Annotated in this window: 16 protein-coding genes and 2 pseudogenes; 5 read left to right on the forward strand and 13 right to left on the reverse strand. The window is 37.3% G+C overall.

The window, feature by feature from the left end; genetic code table 11:
* Window positions 1-180: 180 nt before the first annotated feature.
* From fni to A33S_RS0109470, 3 genes are all read right to left on the reverse strand, one after another.
* Window positions 181-1,218 carry a type 2 isopentenyl-diphosphate Delta-isomerase gene (gene fni, locus A33S_RS0109460; protein ID WP_009382926.1) on the reverse strand — a complete coding sequence of 346 codons (1,038 nt, stop codon included), beginning with the start codon at window positions 1,216-1,218 and terminating at the stop codon, window positions 181-183.
* Window positions 1,219-1,283: 65 nt separating this feature from the next.
* A complete protein-coding gene (locus A33S_RS0109465; protein WP_017176781.1) occupies window positions 1,284-2,510 on the reverse strand; it encodes an Nramp family divalent metal transporter in 1,227 nt (408 codons plus the stop codon).
* A gap of 21 nt (window positions 2,511-2,531) precedes the next feature.
* Window positions 2,532-3,473, reverse strand: a complete 942-nt coding sequence (locus A33S_RS0109470; protein WP_009382928.1) for an agmatinase family protein — start codon at window positions 3,471-3,473, stop codon at window positions 2,532-2,534.
* 260 nt (window positions 3,474-3,733) lie between these two features.
* Between A33S_RS0109470 and A33S_RS0109475 the strand changes: the two genes are divergently transcribed.
* Window positions 3,734-4,606 (forward strand): thioesterase family protein, encoded by an 873-nt coding sequence (locus A33S_RS0109475; RefSeq protein ID WP_009382929.1) that lies wholly within the window; start codon window positions 3,734-3,736, stop codon window positions 4,604-4,606.
* A 226-nt stretch (window positions 4,607-4,832) separates the two neighbouring features.
* Here A33S_RS0109475 and A33S_RS0109480 read toward each other — a convergent pair whose 3' ends face one another.
* Window positions 4,833-5,870 carry a PTS sugar transporter subunit IIC gene (locus A33S_RS0109480; RefSeq protein WP_017176782.1) on the reverse strand — a complete coding sequence of 346 codons (1,038 nt, stop codon included), beginning with the start codon at window positions 5,868-5,870 and terminating at the stop codon, window positions 4,833-4,835.
* A 272-nt stretch (window positions 5,871-6,142) separates the two neighbouring features.
* Window positions 6,143-7,054 carry an alpha/beta hydrolase fold domain-containing protein gene (locus A33S_RS0109485; RefSeq protein ID WP_338009726.1) on the reverse strand — a complete coding sequence of 304 codons (912 nt, stop codon included), beginning with the start codon at window positions 7,052-7,054 and terminating at the stop codon, window positions 6,143-6,145.
* A 188-nt stretch (window positions 7,055-7,242) separates the two neighbouring features.
* Between A33S_RS0109485 and A33S_RS0109490 the strand changes: the two genes are divergently transcribed.
* Together A33S_RS0109490 and A33S_RS0109495 are read left to right on the forward strand one after the other, a co-directional pair.
* A complete protein-coding gene (locus A33S_RS0109490; protein ID WP_009382932.1) occupies window positions 7,243-7,866 on the forward strand; it encodes a hypothetical protein in 624 nt (207 codons plus the stop codon).
* A 22-nt stretch (window positions 7,867-7,888) separates the two neighbouring features.
* Window positions 7,889-8,674: a putative hydro-lyase gene (locus tag A33S_RS0109495; protein ID WP_009382933.1), complete on the forward strand. Its 786-nt coding sequence runs from the start codon at window positions 7,889-7,891 to the stop codon at window positions 8,672-8,674.
* 446 nt (window positions 8,675-9,120) lie between these two features.
* On the opposite strand, the gene tenA is transcribed toward A33S_RS0109495, so the two are convergent.
* From tenA to A33S_RS0109515, 3 genes are all read right to left on the reverse strand, one after another.
* Complete coding sequence (gene tenA / locus A33S_RS0109505) at window positions 9,121-9,798, reverse strand: thiaminase II (protein WP_017176785.1); 678 nt, start codon at window positions 9,796-9,798, stop codon at window positions 9,121-9,123.
* Between the two features lie 563 nt (window positions 9,799-10,361).
* Window positions 10,362-12,083 (reverse strand): DHA2 family efflux MFS transporter permease subunit, encoded by a 1,722-nt coding sequence (locus A33S_RS0109510; RefSeq protein WP_009382936.1) that lies wholly within the window; start codon window positions 12,081-12,083, stop codon window positions 10,362-10,364.
* Between the two features lie 12 nt (window positions 12,084-12,095).
* The gene (locus A33S_RS0109515; protein ID WP_009382937.1) at window positions 12,096-12,743 is read right to left on the reverse strand and encodes an HlyD family secretion protein; all 648 of its coding nucleotides are present in this window, start codon (window positions 12,741-12,743) and stop codon (window positions 12,096-12,098) included.
* 126 nt (window positions 12,744-12,869) lie between these two features.
* Between A33S_RS0109515 and A33S_RS0109520 the strand changes: the two genes are divergently transcribed.
* The gene (locus A33S_RS0109520; protein ID WP_009382938.1) at window positions 12,870-13,421 is read left to right on the forward strand and encodes a TetR/AcrR family transcriptional regulator; all 552 of its coding nucleotides are present in this window, start codon (window positions 12,870-12,872) and stop codon (window positions 13,419-13,421) included.
* A gap of 21 nt (window positions 13,422-13,442) precedes the next feature.
* Here A33S_RS0109520 and A33S_RS0109525 read toward each other — a convergent pair whose 3' ends face one another.
* Window positions 13,443-14,009 (reverse strand): GNAT family N-acetyltransferase, encoded by a 567-nt coding sequence (locus A33S_RS0109525; RefSeq protein WP_009382939.1) that lies wholly within the window; start codon window positions 14,007-14,009, stop codon window positions 13,443-13,445.
* A gap of 149 nt (window positions 14,010-14,158) precedes the next feature.
* Complete coding sequence (locus tag A33S_RS11855) at window positions 14,159-15,265, reverse strand: TcaA second domain-containing protein (RefSeq protein ID WP_017176786.1); 1,107 nt, start codon at window positions 15,263-15,265, stop codon at window positions 14,159-14,161.
* Between the two features lie 320 nt (window positions 15,266-15,585).
* On the opposite strand from A33S_RS11855, the gene A33S_RS0109535 reads away from it, so the two are divergent.
* On the forward strand, window positions 15,586-18,021 hold the full coding sequence (locus A33S_RS0109535) for an MMPL family transporter (protein WP_017176787.1): 2,436 nt from the start codon (window positions 15,586-15,588) through the stop codon (window positions 18,019-18,021).
* 142 nt (window positions 18,022-18,163) lie between these two features.
* Here the strand turns inward: A33S_RS0109535 and A33S_RS0109540 are convergent, their stop codons facing one another.
* The 3 genes and pseudogenes from A33S_RS0109540 to A33S_RS12650 all read right to left on the reverse strand — a co-directional run.
* Entirely contained in the window at window positions 18,164-19,552 is a 1,389-nt protein-coding gene (locus A33S_RS0109540) for an NAD(P)H-binding protein (protein ID WP_017176788.1), read from the reverse strand.
* A 75-nt stretch (window positions 19,553-19,627) separates the two neighbouring features.
* Window positions 19,628-19,735, reverse strand: a pseudogene (locus tag A33S_RS12645) (DUF2188 domain-containing protein); the annotation flags it as partial.
* A gap of 162 nt (window positions 19,736-19,897) precedes the next feature.
* Window positions 19,898-20,080 (reverse strand): annotated as a pseudogene (locus A33S_RS12650) (DUF2188 domain-containing protein); the annotation flags it as partial.
* Between the last annotated feature and the right edge of the window lie 187 nt (window positions 20,081-20,267).

The following is a 20,267-nucleotide window of genomic DNA, read 5'->3' on the forward strand; positions in this document are numbered from 1 at the left end:
ATCAACAATAAAAAGGCTAGGACAATTGTCATGAAATGAGCTTAATTGCTTAATTTCATACAATTCCTAAACAGCTGACTCCTAGGGGAGTAGCGTGACACCAGAGACTACAGGCTCTGGCCACGCCCCAGGAAAGCATGCTGTTTATAGGAATTGTTAAAAAGTCCTAGCCTATTTTTTTTATATTCCTCGTTGTGTTATCCAATTCATTACATAAGGATCCATCACATATTGAGCATCTTTCAACGCTTCTAAATCACCTTTATCAAGCAATACAGCTATCTTTTTCATATGATGATAAAATGTTTCTAAATAGTTAATCGTCTCGTCGACGCCATATTGTTCTACATATTCTAATATTGGTCGTGACATGCCTACTGCCGTAGCACCAAGTGTCAACGCTTTAATCGCATCTAAAGGGTTTCTAATACCACCGCTCGCAAACACAGTTATATCATCTTGAAAGGCTTTTGTTTCAAGTAAACTGATTAAAGTTGATTGACCCCAGTCTGACATATATGCCATGTCCTTCAGTGGTCGACGTTCATTTTCAATGAGGGCAAAGTTCGTGCCACCACGTCCACTCACGTCTACATGTTTAATGCCGAGTGATTGAATGCGCGATAATGTTTCATGACTCATACCAAAGCCAACTTCTTTAATAATAACAGGAACATCGATCTCACTTTGAATAGATTCAATATGTGTCATCCATTCAACAAAGTCACGACTACCTTCTGGCATAACGAGCTCTTGAAGCGTATTCACATGGATTTGAAGGGCATCCGCTTCTAACATTTCTACTGCACGTTTCGCACCATCTAAAGATACATCTGCGCCAACGTTACTCATTACAAGTCCTTTAGGATGATTGTGTCTTACAATCTCAAAGGTATCTTTGAGCGATTCATCTTTAAGCGCTGCATGCGTTGAACCGACAGCCATCGGGATATCTAAGGTATGTGCCACTTGAGAGAGTTTGTCGTTAATCGACTTCGTCCAACGACTACCCCCTGTCATCGCATTGATATATAAAGGTTTCTTCCCTTTCATAAAGGACCTATTTACCAACAAATCTACATCTTCTAAATTGATATGCGAGATTGAATGATGTACAAATCGCATATATTCAAAATCTGATTGTACGTTCTGATGTTGCGACATCGCGAGTTTCACATGTTCATCTTTACGCATTTCCCTTTGACGAAACGAATCCATGCTTATAACCTCCAACATAATGATATGTTGACTATATCACATTTTCAAAATGAAACCAGATGTAATTATCCCGTCACAAATGTTTTTATCGCATCAAACATACTATAGCAACCTAGAAAACATACAGTTAAGACAACTAGGAAGCCTAGAATATTTAAAACTGTGCCATTTTTAAACTTACCCATCATACCTTTCTTATTAATAATGACATAAATTAAAATGGCAATGAGTGGTAATATCATGCCGTTTAACGCTTGAGCTATCAATAATACTTCCAATGGTTCGAAGCTTAGAGCTGACGTAATAATACCAATCATGATGATAATAGCGAAGACAATTTTATACTTCGTATTCTTCATGCCACCTTTCCAACCCATGCAACTACTAATCGTAGTCGCGGCACCCATTGGCGAGGCAATTGCTGAAGATAATCCTGCCGCAAATAAACCGATACTAATCATGACTGGCGCAAAATCACCCATAATCGGCTTTAAAGGTTCTGCGAGCTGTACCACGCTCGTCACTTTTTTACCATCGATTAACGCGCCTGCTAGAATTAAAATCGATGCTGAAATCAAACCGCCCACAGTAATTGATAGGATCGTATCGAGTCGAGCAGCTTTTAAATCACGCGTACCGTCAAAACGTTCATGTACTGAATTTGCGTGAATAAAGAAATTGTACGGTACTACCGTTGTTCCAATAAGTGCAATCATCGTAAGTACCGAACCATTTGGCAGAGAAGGTAAGAACGCGCCTTTTAAAACAGCACCAAAGTCGGGTTGCACAATGAATACCGTCGTTATGAAGATGATACCCATGATGACTACAAGTAAAAGCATCATCTTCTCAACAAGATGATAACTTCCGCTAATACCAATCGCTAAAATAATCAAGCCAATTACAGGCGCAACCGCATTCTCAGGAATGTTGAATAAGTACGATGCACCAAGCGATGTACCTAACAAATCACCACTGATATAGGCGGCGCAACCAAGTGTCACTGCAATCATTGAGAACCATACTGCACCGAACTTTAGAATATGATGGTGAAATAAATCTTGAATGGCTTCACCAAGTCCTTCGTTCGTCACTAAACTAATTCTGACAATCATTTCTTGTAAGATAATTGTTGCGATAATTGAAAAGATCACTGTCCATAACAAACTATAACCAAACGAGGCACCACCTTGTGTCATCGTTGTTACAGTACCTGGACCTATAAATGAAGCTGTTACAATCATACCTGGTCCTAGGATTTTTAACTTTTTAATCCCCTTTTCTTTTTCCATAAAGACCATCCCCTATGATGTTCAAACTTTATTCAGATATTTCGCATGACCGGCTAAGACGTATAAGACAACCGTCGAGACAAAGTGCGCGCTATTCTGGTTCGGATCTTGCATCGGATACACTTCGACAAAGTCCATACCTACAAGACCTAACTGCGCAAATTCATACACGAGCGTTAAGAGCTCATAACTTGTTAAACCATTGCCATCAACTGGTCCCCCTGGGTTAAAAGCAAAGTCGAGCACGTCACTACAAATGGTTAAATACACTACGTCAACATCTTTAGACGCTTGTTTATAGATATCTCGCGCATAGGCTTTTAGGTCATCTTGTGCTTTAATATCATTAATCGTAATTGTCGTTGCACCATTCTCTTTCGCATAGCGCCCTGTATCTGGCTTATTACGAGGGCCATGAATGCCGGTATGCATAATACTTTCGTTCACAATGCCCTCTGTTTCATAGAGACGCATAAATGGAGTATTACGTGCGAAACGTTCATCCTCATGAATAGGCATATTGTCATAATGCGCGTCTAAATGAATAATACCGACCTTTTGATTCGTAGAAGTGAGTCCCTTTAAGATTGGATACGTTACGCCATGATCGCCACCGAAGCCGACTAAGAATTTACCTGTTTGCCATAGTTTCGTCGCAAAGCGTTCGATCTCGTTGACAGTCGCTTCGACATCATGAGGTACAGTAGAAACATCCCCTACATCACCGATTGATAGATGTTCAAAGACATCGATGTGGTCGAGTTCAGGTAAGTAGCCACTATAACGCGCTGAGGACAACCGAATTTGTTTCGGCCCAAGTTCACAACCCGTGTAATCACCCCATGTACAAGGTCCTTCGAATGGCACGCCATACACGAGCACATCCGTGTTGTAGTCGTCAGTTTGACTAAGATTGTCACCCCCTAAGAAACATGGTGTATTACCATAGATATTCTTTTTCATGTATAAAATCCCCTTTTTAAAAGTAATTTGTAACTTTTGGTTCATTATATATCTATTTCAAATCACAATCAATGATAAATCAGAATATTCAAAATTTACCGTAAATTTAAAAGCATTTTATTCTGTGCTTTAAATGCTTTTGATTATTGATTTCATTAAATGATTAAATTTAATTTACTTTTCGAAAGGAACTCGCGTTATACAAGGCATTGAAGTCATGATAAAATTTCTTTAAACAGTTTACGAAGGAGGTCGTCGACATGAACGCACCACTGTCATATCAAGGTGAGGTTATTGAGGATTGGATTGACCGCAATAATCATATGAACGATGCGGAATACAACCGCGTCTTTAGTGAAACGGTAAACGACTTTAACAACGATATGGGATTAACGAACGCATATCGAAACGCGCACGCTTACACGGTATTCACGCTCGAATTACATACGACTTACATTAAAGAAATTACGTTAGGTGAGCAATTTGACATACGTGTCCTACTCATTGATTTGGATGAGAAGCGTACACACCTATTCCTAGAAATGTATAACACGTCTCAAGAAATCGTTGCGACACATGAAGTTATGATGATGGGGATTAGTCGTAAGACGCGTAAGCCAGAACCTTTCCCTAAAGCGATCATGGACAACTTCAAGGCTTATAGCGAGGCGCAACCTAAGTTAAATCCGCATCAATCTTTAGGTCATTTAATTCACATCCCTGAAAAGTCCTTTAAGACCAAACAAGCTCAATTAACTCAAACGCATCTTCAAAGTCGCTTACTTGATTTAAAAGATGACCTTAAGGTGAAACTTATAACTTTCAATGATCAGAAACAGTTATATGTAAGTGGTCCGGTTACTGAACGCATTCATCAGTCATTTGATCTAGCGACACTACAAGGTGAACAAAATATGATTGAAAAATTAGAAGGACTTTTAGCGGAGATGGATGATGAGGAAGCGTTAGACGAAGCGATAATGAAGTTATTTCACATTAACAAGCGTCAGCTAAAGTTGGTAGAAATGCAAGCGCGACAACACATACAGGATCCCGACAGTTTGGCAGGTTTATTGAATGAAACATACCGTATCCACGGTTATTTAAATATTTTAACTCAAATTACCGAATAAGCTAAAAAGGTCCTGAGGGGGCGTAGATAAGCTAAGAAAAAGTACATGAAAAGAGCATAAAAGCTTTATGTATTACAATTCCCTAAACAGCTGACTCCTGTGGGAATAGCATGAGGCCGGAGACTACAGGCTCCGGCCATGCCCTAGGAAAGCATGCTGTTTAAGGGAATTGTTTGTTAAACCTAGTTCGTCTAAATTATCCCACAGGACCTTTAATCTATGTTATTTATGCTTCTTTAGTTGTCTTTTCTTTTTGCTGCATTTGTTGTTTTGTAATAATTGGATAGTTCTTGAACATGAGACTGCCTAAGAAGCCCCATATTAAGCCAATAATAGCCATCGCTACGCCATAGATAATGACTTTTCCTGGAGAATTAAAACCAAACATGACAAGAAAACCGGCTATAGGTGTTGCAGTACCCGTCGCGTCGTTCACCATACCACTGAGCGCTATCACGATGCCCGCTGTTGCCCCACCTAAGAAATTCGTTACGTAAACCGGTATTGGGTTGGCAGAAACGATGTCTGCTTGTGATAATGGTTCAATACTAACAGATATCGTTGATTTACGATCACCAAGCTTTAATCTGTGGAACAACAATCCATTCATGAATGATGAACTGAAAGCTGCCATCGCACCGATTGCCATTGGTACGCCTGTCAAACTGAGTAGCGCAGTTAAAGCCATGGAACTGAGTGGTGCCGTTCCTACTACAGTGATGACGCCACCTAGAATGATACCCATAATGATTGGATTGACATCCGTACTACTTTGAATTATAGTCCCGATTCTATGTAGAGAACCATCAACTAACGGTGTCACCCCTGCCGCAATTAAACGTGTGAGTGGCGCTATCACGATGATCGAAACGATCAGGTCTACACCGTCTGGTAAACGTTTCTCAGCGTATTTCATCACGAAGCCTATCAAATACCCTGCGAAGAATCCTGGCAATAAATCTAAGCCTGCACAAGACGTGGCGATAACAAATGCATACACCGGTGACACGCCTATTGCTAGAGCGACAAGTCCAGCTGCTGCGACGCCTCCAAGACCGCCTGCACCGCTTCCTAAATCTTCAAGAAATTTAATGCCAAATATTTCGCCACCTACATATTTCTGGAATGCTTCTACTAAGAACGTTGCGATTGCTGCGTTCGCAAGTGCCCCCATTGCTTTCATACCTTTAGGCGCTTTATACGTAAAAATGGTAAAGACGAGTAATACCAAGATTAAGAATAAAGTCCCAAGTAAAATATCCATAATATCCCCCTTTGATTGATATAAAGTCTGTTAGCACACGATGGTCTCAGATAAGTCCCCCTTGTTTTGAAAAGTCCTTTGAAATATCAAAATATTGCGACATTTGAATTCGCATTTCTTTTAATTATCGAGATTTCTAAAGGGCTAACACACTTAATCATTACAGATGTTAATTTAAATAATTTCACATTTAAATACATCTGTATAAATCTAGTGTACTAAAAATTAGACTGAATTACACAGTTTCGTGTAAATCAGTCTATAAATATTAGTTATAATGTTTTTTTAATTTGTTTAATGACTTTACGTGAGTCAGTAATTGGATACAATGGAAAACTATGAATCATTTTAGGGTATTCATAATACTGGAATGATTGGTTTAAATCCATGCATATATCCTGTAACTTTTTATAATCTGGTAAGTTAATTTCTTCAGAACCTGCAAATAAATAAATCGGTGGTAGTCCTTCAAATTGACCGTTTAATGGCGATAAAATCGGGTCGTCTAGTTTTAGGCCTTTTCCAAAACGGCTCGATAATGATTGAATACCGAATCGTGACACAACAGGATCTCGATCTTGAAGAGACTCTGTTATTGCTGGGTTTGCCATCGTCGCATCAAGCCATGGTGAAATCAGGTAAAGTTTGTGTGGTAAAGGCTTGTTCTCTTTCATAAGTTGTTGTGTTAATGACAACGCCATCGTACCGCCTGAGGAATCACCCATAATGATTATGTTGTCCGCTCCAACTTGATCGACTAAATCGAAATACAACGCTTTAATCGCGTCGTACGTTTCTTGATAATGAAAGTCTGGTAACTTAGGATAAATCGGCATCACGATGTCATGTAGCGTGTTGTATGCAAGTTTATCCATAAAGCGCCAGTGGAACACGGATGGTTGCAACGCATAGAAACCACCTGGAATATATAGGATTTTCTTTTGCACATGGTGGCCGAAGTTAAATCTAAAGACTTGCATGTCTTTAAATGAATCTTTATCTAGATTTGATTTAACGTTAATTGAATCCGGTTGTTTATGCTTAAGACGATTTTTGTCTTTACAAACGTTTAAAAAGGCATCAACGTCATATTCACTTGTATAACGCATTTGACGATGACGTGATAAATATTTTTCAATCATCTTATTGATAACTCTACGCTTTATCAATTGTTCATCACTCACTTTGTTTTTTAGCTTATTATTATCATCATAAACGTTTTTTACAAAAAATTAAAGATTAGATGTGTTCATTCATCTATACCATTCTTGTCGATTTTCTAAATATTCCAATCGTAAATTGTCATAAATCATTTTAAACTTGAGAAAAAGCTTAGTATAATGAAACGTAATATGAATGAAAGGAGTCCCTCATGAAATCAAACGTCCAACCGCACCATAATTTCGATGCGGCTTTTGACCAAGAGATCCATAGAGGTCGCTATGGTAAGAAACGTCGCTCTTGGATGAGTATGATCTTATCGCTACTATCTTTAATATTAATGGTAGTTGCTGGATTCAGTATGTTTAAAGATCATTTATTTAAACTGAACGTACTTGGCAAGAAGATTAACCTTGAATCGCTACAAAGTTTAGCCAACAACGTACATCAGCAGTTAAATATAGATATTAATCATGCTGAGCAATATGTTCAATTTTTAGTATATGGTATTTATGCATTTTTAATTGCTTGTTTATTAAGTATCATTTTACATATCATTACACTTATTTTTAATCGAACAGCGATTAAAATTATCAATTTATTCTTAACTTTAATTACGGTTATTATTCCGGTTGCTTTAATTTTCATTTCAAAAGAAGCAGCTAAACGCATTTCAGACGGTATTTCACAATTTTATATTACAGTTAAACCTGAAGAAGTTATTGTTCCGGATGATGCCATATTTAATGCGATCATATTAACTGGTAGTAGTTTAATCTTATTACTCGTTAACTTATTCTTTAGAAATAAACCACCTATTTATAAACGTAAATAGCTTTTTAAGGGGAGGGCTTTTTATGCATTTAAAAGACAAAGCACCGAAGGAAATTCGAGAACTTATTAGAAGTAACCAACTTAGACAACATACGAGTGGTATGGCTGACGGTTTTATTCAAGCAAATGTCGTGATATTACCTGAGAAATATGCGTATGACTTCTTGAAATTTTGTTTAAGAAATCCTAAAACTTGCCCGTTAATAGATGTTTCTGAAACGGGTGAAACTTCTTTTCCTATATATGGTAAGGATGCGGATATTAGAACGGATGTCGGTGAGTACTACGTGTATCACGACGGCGTTCGAACGGATGTTGTCGAAGATATCAAGGATATTTATACGGATGACATGGTGAGCTTTCTGATCGGTTGTAGTTTCACATTTGAGCATGCGCTATTAAAGTCTGGCATTCCTTTAAGACATTTAGAGGAAGGTCATAATGTGCCGATGTATATGACATCGATTCCAACGACTGAAAGTGGCTTGTTTAACGGACCTGTAACAGTAAGCATGCGTCCGATGACAATGGAACAAGTCATTAAGGCAACTGAAATTACCACTAACTTTAAGGATGTTCACGGCGCGCCGATTCACATCGGTGATCCTAGTGCAATCGGTATCAAGGATATCTCTAAGCCTGATTTCGGTGAACCCGTAGAAATACGTGATGGCGAAGTGCCCGTATTCTGGGGTTGCGGGGTAACACCGCAATCAGTAGGTCTTAGTGCGAAACCTGAGTTAATGATTACGCACGCGCCAGGTTACATGTTTATCACAGATGTTAAAGAAACTGAAATATTATATTAACGAAAAAAGGTTGGGCATATTATAGCAATTCTCTTAAACAGCATGCTTTCCTGGGGCATGGCCGGAGCCTGTAGTCTCCTAAAGCCCAACTCGTATTTTCAATACGATAGTTGGACTTACAAAGAAGCTCAGGCTTCTTTGTTCATGAGGAAGAGCCCCGGCTTGCATAGCTTGTTATTTTGCTACGCAAATTTCTTTGCCGGGGCCCCGCCCTCTGAGTCAGCTGTTTTGAGAATTGTATGAAATAAAGCTTAAACGCTCTATTTCACAACTTATGTCCCAACCTTTTTTGGTTTGTAATATGAAATTTGACCGATTTGGTTATAAAGTGCTTTTAAATAATGGGCTTAAGTCCCTACCTAGTTATATAAGGCTTTTCAAGGATAAGCATGAAACCCCGCCTAAAACTATAGGGCTTTTCAAAGATGGGCAAGAAACCCATCAAATTATTTAGTCGGAACTGGCCAAGTTTCCATGTTTTCAGCCATGTCCCAGAACATGTACTCGAAGTAACTTGTGCGCACGATGATGTCTTCAAGCTCTTGAAGTTGCGCCTCAGTCTTGCCTTCAGCCGCACGGTTCATAAGCTCGATGCAATCCTCTTTGAACTGCGTGAACTCGTCAGATGCGTACATCTTAATCCATTCGCCGTAAAGTTCATGATCACGAGCGCCTTCGATTTCATCTAGTTTCAATCCAATATAATTGTAACTCCACGTACACGTTAAGACCGCAGCAATCACGTTCTCGATTCCGCCGCGCTGCGCTAAATTCAACATATAACTTGTGTAAGCACTTGTCGTCGCAGCAGGCTTCGTGTCCTCTAGCATTTCAGGTTCGATACCAAATTTCTGCGCGTATTGACGATGTAAATCCATCTCAATGTTAAGCGTCCCATGCACAAGCTCACTGTACGTCGTCATCATCGATAAATCCGTAGACTTCTGAACCCCAATCGCGAACAGGCGCGCATACTCGATTAAATAAATATAATCTTGCTTCATCCAATGCATAAATTTCTCTTTATCAAGCGTCCCATCGCCAATCCCTTTCACGAAAGGATGCTCAAGGTAAGACGCCCAAATTGGTTCCACTCGTTTAAAAACGCGATCCGTAAATGCCATGTTAGATACCCCCGTAAATTAATATAACTGTCATTTAAGTATATCACGATGTGAAATTCTTAATCATTTGAAAAGCCCTTTGGGATTACGGGGTGTTGTATAAAGGCGGGCCATGTTACATTGTTTACCCCAGTCATTGTAATAAGGAAAATTTTCGTAACCGAAAATTTCTCATTATTTAAATCGATCGAGTAAGTATTGATTTAGATTTCGAAATGGTCACGGGGCCGTTATGCGATTGTTTTATTTTTCTTTCGCACAACGGCCCCCTTATGCGATTGTTTTTACTTTCTTTCGCACAATGGCCCCCTTATGCGATTGTTTCAATTTTCTTTCGCACAATGGCCACCTTATGCGATTGTTTCAAATTTCTTTAGTCTAACGAACACCCTTCGATACACAATTCCCTTAAATGGTCGCAATTCCCTTAAAGGAATTGCATCCTTTTTAACCAAAAATTCTACGTCATCCCCTCCCTCCAACGAAAGCAGAAAAAAGCACAACACGATGATGCTGTAGTCCCCTAAACTACATAAGCATCTGTGTTGTGCTTTAAAATTTATCTATTCATGAGAAATATAGTGTGATTTGCCTTTTAAAAAGAGACTTAAAACTAAGGCAATAAAGCTTAACGCGGTTGCGACCCAGAATGCACTATTGATGCCGTGTACTGACGCTAATTTCATAACGTATTCTATCAGCACGTTGGTACCTTGTTCTTGGCCACCCATACCTTCAGCAAGTTCGCGTAATCGATCTTGTATCATAGGATTTGTTTTATCGAGATCTTGTGCGTAAGTTGCTTGGTATTGAGTAGTTTGTTGCGTCATTACGGTAACTAAGATTGCTGTACCGATAGAACCACCTAGTTGACGTAACGTGTTAACTAAGGCGTTACCATGTGGAATTAGGCGTTGTGGTAAAGCGTTCATACCTGCAGTCATAATCGGCATCATGATAAAGCTCATACCGAATGAGCGAATCACATAAATAAGCACGATTTGGCTATACGGTGTATCCATGTTCAGTTTGGTTAACTCCCATGTACCGTAAGTCATGATCGCAAGGCCTACTATCGCAAGTGGTTTGATACCAATCATATCTAGTAATTTACCAGCGATAGGACCCATTAAGCCCATCACAAGTGCACCAGGTAGCAGAAGTAAACCTGAATCTAATGCACTGAAACCTCTTAAGTTTTGGAGGTAAATTGGTAGTAATAACATACCACCGAATAAACTCATCATTGTAATAATGTTAATTGTTGACGTAAGTGTGTAACCAGAATATTTTAGTACTTCAAAGTTCAACATTGGAGCACGCATAGACATTTCTCTAAATACGAATAAAATCGTGAAGATAATACCAATGATAAATGTCACGATAATTTTGATTGAGCCCCAACCGTCATTTCCGGCTTCACTAAACCCGTATAATAAAGCACCAAAGCCGAGCGTACTAAATATGATGCCTAAAATATCGGCTTTAGGATTTGTCGTTTCTTGATAAACTTTAAACCAAATATAACCAAGTAGTAACGCGATTAAACCTACGATAAACATACCGTAGAACATAATATTCCAGTGGTAATTTTCAACGATATAACCTGATAGCGTCGGACCGATGGCTGGTGCTAAAATCATTGCTACACCAAGTAAGCCCATTGCGGCACCACGACGTTCAGGTGGAAATATTGTCATAAATACGTTCGTACCAAGTGGCATTAATACACCAGCACCAATCGCTTGTAAGACACGGCCGACCATCATAATAGGGAAACTACCGGCTAGGCCACAAACGAGTGAACCGAGTGTAAATAATGTCATCGCAACTAAGAAGAGTTTGCGGTACGTATATTTATTGAATAAAAAGGCACTAATTGGAATTAAGATACCATTTACCAACATAAATCCTGTCATTAACCACTGACCTGTTGAGTTTGAAATACTGAAATCATTAATCATTACAGGTAATGCAGTATTTAATAACGTTTGGTTTAAGATCGCAATGAACATACCGAAGATCATAGCGACAAGAATTTGCCATTTCGAAATGCCTTTTCCGAAAGTGAAGGCTGCCGCTTTAGATTTAGCACTTTCATTTACAGATTCATCTTCCGAGTCATCTATGCTAAACGATTTGTTGTAATCGTCGTTTGTACGCTTCGTATTATGAGAAGTTTGCTTAGCTTTCTTCTTCTTACCGTTCTTGATTAAAAGAAAGTTAAGTCCAGCAATTAAGAGTAACGCCACTATGACGTATAAAATGACGATGGTCATATTCATACGATGACCCCCTTAATTTTTATGAATGCGTACTTCAGCATTCATCCCCGGAACTACGTGATCTTCTGGTAATGAATCAAGTTCAATTTTTACTGGAACGACTTGAGAAACTTTAGTATAGTTACCATCACTATTAGATGAAGGCATAAGTGAGAAGCTTGATGCTGTTGCCTTACCAACGCGTTTAACTTCACCATTTACTGTAGATTTTTGACCATCAATTGTAACATCTACATCTTGGCCTTCTTCAACGTCTTTAATACTATTTTCATCTACATTTGCAGTAATATATAAATCATCTAAGTTATATGCATAAGCGAAAGGCTTACCTGCTTGTACCATGCTACCTTCTTTAGCTTCGGATTTAACGATAGTTCCTTTATTTGGCATTTTAATCTCATTCTTTTGAGGTGAACCATCTTTACCTTGTCCCATTACTTCTGCAACTTTATCATCTTTATCAAAAGTCTTGTTCTCTTCTAACTCTGTTGATTTCACTTGACCAGGTGTCGGACTAGAAATCTTCATTTGCTCGCCATCGACTTTCGCATTATCTGTCTTCACAAAATTCGTTGCTTCACTATAAAAGTGAAATCCAACAATACCGATAATTGCTAATAATGCAATCGTGACGATATTTGCGATAATTAACTTCTTCATCGATTTAACCTCCTAAAGTAAATTTACTTTATAAATTATAAAAGGTTACTTTATGAATTAAAACCAACAATTCAAATGAATGTGTTGGAATAAGATTTCTAGTATAATGAGTAACGGTGAATAGATATGAAAAAACAAGCTCGTAAACGTATTATCCATAACATGGTTGTATTACTTGAGACATATCCTATGGATGACATTACAATTAAAATGATATGTGCGTATAGCGATATTAACCGCTCTACGTTCTATGCCTATTTCGAAGATAAATATGAACTTGTGAATACCATCAAGAACATACATCTTGATCGTTATCGTAAATTAATGAGATTCGTATATTTTAACTTCGATATTTTTAGAAACAATCCGGACAAGGTCACGCAGTTATATCGCATTGTGTTTAAATATTTAAAGCGATACCAAACCTTTTTCAAAGCAATCATTGTCACGCACCCGAACGAAGCCTTGATTCGCTCTTATATGAAACTATCACATCGTGGTTATCATAAAATTCTAAGTGACCTAACGAATATTAAGCATGTCGACTATCAGGTTCAATTTAATTTAGGTGGTCAAATGGCCATTATTTATACTTGGCTAAAAAATGATACGAAAGAATCACCTGAAGAAATGGCGCAATTACTTTATCAACGCTTAACAACCCGTAAGCCAAATTAAAAGCACCCCAGTTTCTACTAATCACTGGGATGCTTGACGTTTAAAGTAGTCTTCTCGCGTTAAACTACGTATACAATAGTCAACAACGTTACCTTTAACTTTGACGTAACTTGGTAGTACACCTCTATACCGCATATTTAACCGCTTCAAGACACGTTCTGACGCCGTATTATTGACGTCATGGAACGCATGCATTTCATTAAGGTTCAAGACTTCAAATCCGAGCTCTAATAATTTAGAAGCCGCTTCGTGCATGTAACCTAAACCGGTGTATGCTTTGTTTAGGACGTAGCCAAGTTCGCCCGTAGCATTCTCCGCGTCTACGCGTATATCGATAGCACCTATGACGCGTGCGTTACTTTTAAGTTCCAAGGCATATTTACCTAAAGGTGCCCCCATGTAGTACGCTGCGATGGTATGTCGACTATCTTCAACCGATGTATGTCTTTCGAAAGTGACAAACCGTGCTGTTTCATCATCGCTCGCATACGTATATAAATCTTCCGCATCACTTAACTTAAACGGGCGTAGCTTTAAGCGATCGGTTTCTAAAACAATATGTTCTGCAAGTTTAAGTTCAACTGACATCGTGCTCCCCCTTTTTAACAGTTATTAAAATTAAATATAAGTGAAATGTTCTGAATTTTCAATCTTTTAACTTCATTATCTATGAAAAGACCTTAAGATTTAAAAGTGCATTTAAACATGACTTCTAAAACTTAAGGCCTTCAATCATTCTATGAGAATAATTCTTTTAATTTATGCGTTAAACTATTCTTCTCTTTTTCTTCTTTTTCTTTCTTTTCAACATATTGATTAATTTCATCTTGATCAAAGTCTAAAGTTATCGATGTCTTTTTCTCGAGCTGGGCTTTTCTTAAACTAACCGTTTCGGTCTTAAATTGCTTATCCTTAGCTTTACCAATCGCTGAAATTTTTATCTCATGATTTAACGGATAAGGACCGTACAGTTTATCCGCATCATACTCTTGTTCTTTATCATTTATCGTTACTTTTACAGATTTATCTTTAATCTTATCTGCGTGATTCAACTTAATATCTAAATTTGCTTCCTTAAATTCTTCTTGAACAGGAATTGTGTCGGCTTCGCCATCGTTATAATCGAATTTAAGCTTTCCTTTAAACGTACCTTTATCTGTCTCACGCTTTGCCTCGAGTTCATACTCACCTGGAATATAGTTACCAAGAACAATTTGTTCATATGCCTTACCTACGACAGTCTTCGTCTTCCCATCATTGTGGAAATGATACGTTGAATCTTCCTCAGGTTTTACAACCGCTTGTTTCGTAGGCGCTCGGAAGCTTAAGTTATCAAATAAAAAGTAACGACGTCCGTTCTTACTAATACGTAAGACTTTATGATCTTTAACTTTTGGTGACGTGACAAAGTAAGCCACACTTTTATTGTTATCAAGCTTGTCAATCGTGCTATATACGTCTTCTTTATAATTTTCGATACCAACACGTTCTTTAATATATTTCGCATAGGCTTTTGCTTCTTCTTTACTAACCTTTGATTCTTTAGTACTTAAAATGTAGGACAATCTTTGCGTGTCGTTATGTTCAATTGAATTAATTAACGTCTTCGCTTGAGCTTTTGGTGAATTAAAATTACTCAATAAAATAAATAGTATAAGTAATAAAATGAGAATGAATAAACCGATACCAAGTGGAATGATTTTTTTAATAGAAGGTTTTTTGGATGTATATTTTTGTCTTCGGTTAAAATCATCTTGATTTTGGTCTACATCAACACGTTTCCCACAATATGTACATAATAGTTGGTCGTCTTTTAATGGTTCATTACAATATGGACACTTCATCATTACACCTCTTTTCATGACTGATACTTCGAAGCAATTTGTATACTTTTAAACCTTTATAATGATGACGGTTTATGTTCAAAATTTCAATCATACTTAAGTTGGATATTGAATATAGGACAATATATTTTTATTTACACAATATAATTATACCACGTTTTCATCTTAAACTTTTTTTAAAATAAATGACATACCCTTGATAAAAATAACACGATATTTACACAGAATCCGACTTGAGTCCTAATTTCTGAAATATAGTTGACACATATCAACTAATATTGTAAAGTTTCTATATCAGTTTTTATAAAGGGAGGAAAAGTATGAAGACGATACTCAAATTCAGATGGGTCATTTCACTTATCGTTGTCGTTCTAATTGCATGTTCGCTCATCTTTGCGCCCAACCTATCAGACCTTGCGAACCAACAAGGTGAAGTTAAGCCATCCAAAGATATGACTTCGCAACAATATAAAGAAGTCTTAAAAGATGCAGGTGCCAAAGTAAACAGTAATAGTGCAATCATAGAGTTAAAAGAACCACTCTCTAAAGACAATAAACAAGATATCCGAGATTACGTCAAAGATATGGAAGACATTAAGGAAGTTGATAACGTTCTATCACCCCTTGAGAATAAAGACACCGAAGATGCACTCGTGTCAGATGATAAAAAGACTATCATGATTCCTTACAAAACAAATGATTCTAAAGATGAGACTTTAGCAGCTAAGAAAAAAGTGCAACAACTTAACCAAGACTTTAAAAAGGTACATCTCACTGGAGATACAATCATTCACGATGATATTACTCAAATTACAAATGATGGACTTAAGAAGACAGAAATTATAACCGTTATTCTTATACTCGCGATACTATTTGCGGTATTCAGATCTGTAACAACACCATTTATACCACTATTTATCGTAGGTTTATCTTACGCTTTTGCGAAAGCGGTACTCGCATTACTCATTGAATACTTTAACTTTCCAGTATCGATTTATATTCAACCATTCCTAGTCGCCTTACTATTTGGTATAGGAACGGACTATTGTATTCTCATACTCAATCGATACAAAGAAGAGTTACCTAAACACAATTCAGTAAACGACGCTGTAGCGCATACGTTTAATAGAGGCGGAAGAACGATATTAATTTGCGCAGCAACGGTATTAGTCGGTTTCTCAGCCCTATTCTTTGTAAAATTCTCACTATTCCGTTCAGCGGTTGGTATTGCGATTGGTGTTATTTGCTTAATTATCGTGATGTTCACGATTATGCCGCTCATTATGTCGTTACTCGGTACTAAAACATTCTGGCCAAATAAAAATAAACAAAATCATAAAGATAATAAACTATGGGGTCGCCTTGGTAACTTCACAACTAAGAGACCATTCATCACATTGGTTATCGTCTTAGCAGTAAGCTTACCATTCGTATTGTTCGCTCCTAACAAGATTTCTTACAACAATACACATGAAGTAAGCGACGATGTAGCTTCCATCAAAGCATTAAACATTGTTAAAGATAAGTTCGGCATGGGTAAATCCTTCCCACTTCAAATCGCAATTAAAGACGATGATAAGCTAACAACGAAAAAAGGCGTTAATGACTTAGAAATTCTATCTAAAAACATTGAAGATGTTGACGGTGTTAAGAAAGTAAGCACCATTACACGACCTTCAGGCGATCCAGTTAAAGAACTCACTGCAACATATCAACTTAACGAGATGAAGAAAGGTCTTAATAAAACAAATAATGGTGTTACCAAAGTCAATGACGGCTTAGGTAAGATGAATGAACAAATGAGCCAAGCTCAATCAAGCCCTCAGTCTGGTAACCCTCAAGCCCAAGCTCAGCAACTCTCACAAGGTCTACAAAAATCTCAAGATGGTTTAGATAAGGTCGATAAAGGCCAAACTAAGATTTCTGACCGTCTTAGTGACATGTCTCAAGACGAATCCATGAACCAATCTGGTATGTATATCACTGACGACATGTTAAAAAATAAAGACCTTAATAAAGCAATCGATATGTACAGCGAAGATGATGGTAAGATTCTAAAACTCGACATCGAACTTGAAGACGATCCATTTTCAAAAGAGGCCATCCAAACAGTCAAGAATGTTAAACACGAAGTCAGCACTGTAACAGACTCAGGTTCATTTAAAGACAGTCGCTTTGAATATGGTGGCGTGTCATCTCAAAACAACGACCTTCAACAAATGGTCAACAACGATATGAACAAAGCGATATTCTTAATCATCTCATTCTTATTTGTGATACTTGTCATACTCAAGCGCTCAATCATTATGCCAGCCTATATGGTAGCGTCAATTCTACTCACGTACTATATGGCAATGGGTGTATCAAATATTATCTTTGATACATTTATCGATAAAAGTGGTCTATTGTATGTCGTACCATTCTTTAGCTTCGTCGTACTCATGGCGCTCGGTATCGACTACGCGATATTCTTACTCGATCGCTTCAATGAAGAAGTTAAAGCAAACGGCATCAACAACGCGTTACTTGTTTCAATGAAGAAGATGGGTACAGTAATTATGACTGCATGTATCATTTTAATTGGTACCGTTGCAGCACTTTACGCATCAGGAGCGCTTACACTAATGCAAATTGCGACAGTCGTTATCATAGGTTTAATCCTTTATAACATCCTGATGTTGCCATTATTCATTCCAGCACTCGTGACAACATTTGGTAAAGCAAACTGGTGGCCATTCAAGTATAAAGACAATTAATATGGTGCGTTAGAGACGTTTCCCTTTAATCCTCCTTGAAAAGCCCTATCGATAAAAAAATTGAAAATAGCCATAAAAAAACAGGTCTGAGATTCTACGACATTCTCAGGCCTGTTATTTTTATATATAAAGAAAATTTAAATTAAGCAAGACTTAAACGTTGAAGCGGTTTGAAGCGGATAATCTTGTTATAAAATTTAACGATTAACATGAAGTATAAATAGAATTTCTTGTACGATAATTGATAAACCGCTAATGGTAAAGTTGGGTATACTTCTTCAAGCACCATTAACACTTCATCTTTATCCATAATACGTCTAAACGTTAAGACAGCTTCGCCGCCATCGTCAGATACAGCGTGTTCGCCACCTTTTAAACGATACTCAAGATAACGATTTTCTTCATTTTCGTCACTTTTCGTTACATGTAATAAAGTTTTATTCGTAAACGGAATTTTAACCGAAAACTGATTAGAATCAAATGACATCATATTTGAAGACATAGACATTGCTTTCATTGTAATGAAATAACGGTCTGCCACTTTTGATAAAGGTTCATTTTCAGGTAATTGAACACGTTGAATAATTTTATTTCCGCTGATGTTGTCATAAGCTTTCTTACGGTTCATTTCTTTCTCACCATCATACGCAGATTTAACACTTTCCTCAAAGCTAATTTTACCGTAAGAAATTGAGTCCACTGTATTTTCAGGAGAGCGTTCCATATCGTGAACTAAACTTTCCATAAGAGGGTACACCATTTCTTTATTTTCACCTGTGATCAAGCTCACCCAGAACTTAGATAACCATACAGGTACGATTGGTAAATCAAACATAAAGATACGTTTGTTTAGAACCTTCGCCGTCTTTGTAAAAAGGTCTTTATATGTCATGTGGTCTTGGCCACCGATATCAATCGATTCGTTCTTAGAAGGGAAACGTTTTGTAAGTTTCGTTAAACCACTAATTACGTCCTCGATAGAAACAGGTAGCATCTTATGGTAAGCCCATTTTGGTAAAGGTAATACCGGTAAACGTTCAACAAGTTTCTTTAAGATTGGGTATGAACTACCTTTAACACCAACGATTAAACCAGCTCTTAATGTAGAAACTGGTACGCCATATGAACCTAAAATTTCTTCACATTCTAATCGGCTTCTTAAGTGTGGTGATAAGTTACCATCTTTCGGGATTAAACCACTCATGTAAATAATATGTTTAACGCCATTCGCCTTAGCTGCTTTCGCAAAGTTATCAGCTAATATTGCATCCACATCTTCAAAGTTAGCTATCGTGTTACTTGAGCTAGGCATCATTGAGTGTACAAGATAAACTGCGATGTCAACCCCTTCCATAACGCGGTTAATATCATCATACGAGAATAAATCCGCGCTTTTCCAAGTGACATTGTCTGAATCCTCTTTGTTTTTAGTATTACGGGTAATCGCTACGATTTCATTATCATCTTTAAGCGATTTTAATAAGTTACCGCCTATATAGCCTGAAGCGCCTGTCAATAATATCTTTGACATCCCTATCCCTCCTTAAAAGTCATAAAACTACAAAAAGCTGTTCCGAAGAACAGCTTTAAAGGTAATCGATGATTATTTGCTAGACTTGCTTCCGCCTTTTTCACCGATTTCTTTGTAGAATTCTTTACTATGGTTCTCAGCAGTAGCTTCGCCGCCTTTTTTACCTGCTTCTTCATAGCTCATTTTGCTATCGTTTGAGTTATTGTTGTTGTTTGAGTTATTTGAGTTGTTGTTATTGTTGTTGTTTGAAGAATTGTTTGAGTTATTGTTATTATTGTTGTTAGAGTTATTATTGTTGTTGTTATTAGAGTTATTAGTTGAATTGCTTGGGTTGTAGTCATATTCGTTGTCTACATTCCCATCTTTGTTATATACAGTTAATTTACTGTTGTTGTTTTCAGCGTGTTGTTTAGCTTTATCAACCGCTTCTTGTTTGTTGTCATGTTTACTTGTTGCTTGTTCGTTACCTTCTGAAGTGATTACCCATTCGTCGTTTTCATGTTTTACATAAAAATTACTTTTAGCCATTATAAATTCCTCCTAAAGGTTATTTAGTGCCTTGCACTTGTTAAACTGTTATCACCTTACAATAAATGTAAACAGACATTTTTTTAATTCCTCACACCCCTTTCGTGTAAAATGTATGTTATAAAAGTATTTTAGCGACAAAATATTTTTTTCGCTAAATTCGTAACATATACTTTAGCTAGGGCAT

It is taken from the genome of Staphylococcus massiliensis CCUG 55927 (genome assembly GCF_000298075.1).
GTDB classification, from domain to species: domain Bacteria; phylum Bacillota; class Bacilli; order Staphylococcales; family Staphylococcaceae; genus Staphylococcus; species Staphylococcus massiliensis.